This window comes from Peribacillus sp. Hz7 (assembly GCF_042136355.1).
Lineage (GTDB): Bacteria > Bacillota > Bacilli > Bacillales > DSM-1321 > Peribacillus > Peribacillus asahii_A.
Map to the genome: position 1 here is coordinate 1 of NZ_JBHHJV010000051.1, position 2126 is coordinate 2126.

Sequence of the window (2126 nt, forward strand, 5' to 3'; positions counted from 1 at the left end):
AAACTCTTTTTACTCATTATTTTCCCCGTCTCCATGTTATCTCTAGTTGTGTTTCTTAATTATACAAAAAGTACCCTATAGGTAGACTTTTTTTGATGTCTACTCTATAGGGTACACTCTATTTTATATATATAATATGTTCGGTCTATTTATTTACATACGTTTGAAGGTTGCCACCCTAAGATAATGTATACCTGTTCCTTCTAGTGTATTCATTACGTTTCTACGTATTTTGACGATATTTTTGAATGTATAAAGGTTTTAATTCTCTTGTTAAAATTTCTTCAATAAGAATCGCTTCATTATCATCATCCATGTGAAACACATAAATATTTATTTCCCCAAAGTTAGTCCTAAATAATTTGATTAGATCCATATGTCTCTGATTTTTTGGTTTAAAATCTCCATTACATGCTTTCTGATAATAACTTTTAATTCTTTCTAAAATACCTTCATTTTTATTCATACCTTTTCCAATGTATAACACTTCGCCCTTATTATTTTCGTATAAATACAATCCCGTCTTAAAACCAACATTTTCAAATTGTAAAGTTAAATTTTTTTTATCTGATTTCTGTTCTTCTGGAGTTTTGATTTTATGTTCAACTTTTAAGCTCTTCCAATTTTTATTGTTTTTATATGGCAATATTTCATTTAAGTATAAAAAATCTCTAAACCCTTTTTCGTACATTTTCTACCCCCTTTTCTCATTTAGATTATTCTACATTATTATCAATCTTTTTTGATTAAAATCTAGAAGAAAAAGATCAGGATAACCCTGATCTTTAAATTCGTGGTGTGTTTTTTGATGAGTTTATCATTTTAAGGTGTTACTATGTTCCGGTCTGTATTTTTATTTTTTTATATTAATTTTCTTTTTCTCTATTTTTTTGGAGGGATTCCCCATAAATCCAAAAATTATAATTCCTAGTTTATATTCCGAATCAGATGTAATAAAGCTTGAAATCATGTTGATAGCATCCATTAAGTTCTTTTATTCCACACTATCAGTCATTATTAAAGGTACTGTTATATCCCAACCAGCTTGCGATTTATACGAATATCCTCCGAAAACAGTCCCATAAACAGTTACCACATCATCCTCAATGAAGTCTGTGAGGTCATCATACTGTACCATAATAATATCATTCATGCTCCACCCGTAACTTTCTTTAGTTACAGATAAGCGAAGTGTAGTTGAATTTCCTTCTTCTAAAATTTGCACAATTTCACCTTGATATTTCACATACTCTCCAGCGTGTCGATCTGGATTTTTCTCAAGTCTTTTGAACTCAATTGTTTTAGCACTTGCACGTTTAGCTGCTGCTTTTTCTTTCTCACTTAGTTCTCTTGTGATTTTGACACTTTTTTCTGAATCGTTATAGTCTGTTTTAGATACTTTTACCGTAAACTCATGCTTACCTTCTTTTTCAGTGTTAACCTTCACAGAAAATTCACCATCATCGTTACTAATTGTATTTGTTATTTCTTGATCACCCTTGTAAACTACAACCTTAGTATCTGTTTCTGTTTTCCCTTTTAATTCAAATTCAGAGCTTTTACTAGTTGAATCGTTAACTTCTAATGTCAGTGTTGGATTTTCACGTAGTATTGAAATTTCCTCTACTTTCTCTTTATCAGAATTAGTTGCTACAATTTTAATATTGTTTTCACCTTTTTCTAATTTAACATCATGTTTAAATTTACCGTCTTCAGATAAAGTTACATCTTCATCATTAATCTTCAATGTCTCTGCATTTTTGGTTGATCCTAATATAGTAGCAGTTTCAGTTTTAAGTAATACTTTTTCTGGTTTTTCATCAATTGTTAGCGTAATTTCCTTTTCTTTGGGTTTTTCCTTTTCCTCCGTTTCTTTGCTTACTTCTGTACTACTAGGAACTTCTGGGTCATTAGCTATGTCAATGATTACCGCTACAAAGATTGCTGCAAAACTTATGAGTGCGTATAATAAATTCTTTTTGACTTTACCGTTCTTCCTAATTAATGTGGATAGGCTACACTTAGTTGGACAGAAATTTTAAGGTCAAGTAGACTACAGTTAATATAAACGAGGAGAACCTACCATGACCAAAAGAGAGCGGAGAACATTTACACAAGAATTTAAA

Annotated in this window: 2 protein-coding genes; both read right to left on the reverse strand. The window is 30.4% G+C overall.

Features of this window, described 5'->3' with window-relative positions:
* Window positions 1-223: 223 nt before the first annotated feature.
* A complete protein-coding gene (locus ACE199_RS23380) occupies window positions 224-691 on the reverse strand; it encodes a GIY-YIG nuclease family protein (protein ID WP_375351908.1) in 468 nt (155 codons plus the stop codon).
* Window positions 692-994: 303 nt separating this feature from the next.
* Window positions 995-2002 (reverse strand): hypothetical protein, encoded by a 1008-nt coding sequence (locus tag ACE199_RS23385; protein ID WP_375351909.1) that lies wholly within the window; start codon window positions 2000-2002, stop codon window positions 995-997.
* Between the last annotated feature and the right edge of the window lie 124 nt (window positions 2003-2126).

Excerpts from the sequence above, each read along its gene's own strand:
- ACE199_RS23380 (WP_375351908.1), bottom strand. The coding sequence starts at position 691 with ATGTACGAAAAAGGGTTTAGAGATTTTTTATACTTAAATGAAATATTG.